Source organism: Virgibacillus salexigens (assembly GCF_014905415.1).
Lineage (GTDB): Bacteria > Bacillota > Bacilli > Bacillales > Amphibacillaceae > Virgibacillus > Virgibacillus salexigens.
On the sequence record NZ_BNEO01000074.1, the window covers coordinates 1 to 334 of the forward strand.

Sequence of the window (334 nt, forward strand, 5' to 3'; positions counted from 1 at the left end):
GGCCCTCCTTTTTTAAATAACTTTTTTATCATTTACTAATTTCATAATGGTTACCATCAAGATAACGATAATAGTTACTCAGCTTCATAGTTAAAACTTTAGCAACTAAGTCAAGAACTGATAACGTCCTTTGATAATCCATTTCTACAGGTCCAACGACTGTTAGTGGACCAAAACCGCGATATGGGATAACAAATTTTTGCGAAATAATCGTTAAATTTTTCATATATTTTTCGTCATTGTCAAATTTTACGGCACGCATTTCATCGTTATTAGTGATTTCGCGAATTTCATGAAGCATCCGATCATCATCGCTAAAGAGTTTATATAATTC

The 334-nt window shown here is 32.3% G+C and carries 1 protein-coding gene; it reads right to left on the minus strand.

Annotation, left to right across the window (positions count from 1 at the left end):
* Positions 1–28 precede the first annotated feature (28 nt).
* On the minus strand, positions 29–334 hold a 306-nt coding region (locus JKP73_RS22295), incomplete at its 5' end, for a hypothetical protein (protein ID WP_267903281.1).